Raw genomic sequence first — 632 nt, 5'->3', positions numbered from 1 at the left:
GGCCAGCTGGCTCCGGCCCCTCAGCTTCAACGTTAGAGCGCCAAATGACATTGGACGAACTTTGCGATTCGATAGCCAGTTCTTCTAGCGACACTGTTGCAATCGGGCTTGTGAATCACTTGCAAGAGTGGAAAGCAAATTCAGCTAACGTCGACTTCCTATGCTCATCGGTCGAACGATATATTGGGAACACTTGGATTTCAAGCGAATCGGAGCACGCGGCCATATACGCGCTCTGGTCGGAATTCCGGGATAGTGTGGCAACTCAGATTCATGGGATGACAATGAACGAGCGGCTCTATTTTTTCGGCTTGCTCTCTGCCTTCGACGCGGCGGCAACAGTGACCGAGCAAGATCGCTTCTATGGGAAGTTGCATGCAGCACGATAGATTAAATCCATTCGCTGCAGTGCGATCTCGGCTAGGCGGGCCGGGATGGCAGCAATCCCGCGGGTGTATTCAGGCGTTGCGCTCTAACCCCTCGTTCGAGCCGACTCGCAACGGCTGGTCACTGCAGGCCCCCATTTCATTCTGGGCCTTCCGTGCCCAGCCGCCGCTCGCGGCTCAACTTTGACGTTAGAGCGCACCAATACTGTCATGGCATCGTCCCCAAGCTTGTGGCACCTGCCGCTT

The 632-nt window shown here is 55.5% G+C and carries 1 protein-coding gene; it reads left to right on the top strand.

Features of this window, described 5'->3' with window-relative positions; genetic code table 11:
- Nucleotides 1–389: hypothetical protein (locus tag LNV09_RS24630; protein ID WP_263559705.1), on the top strand; the 389-nt coding region annotated here is incomplete at its 5' end.
- Nucleotides 390–632: the final 243 nt, after the last annotated feature.

Source organism: Paucibacter sp. B2R-40, from assembly GCF_025717555.1.
GTDB lineage: Bacteria > Pseudomonadota > Gammaproteobacteria > Burkholderiales > Burkholderiaceae_C > Paucibacter_A.
Note: the sequence above shows the minus strand (reverse complement) of the source record. Positions and strands in the feature narration are given on the sequence as shown.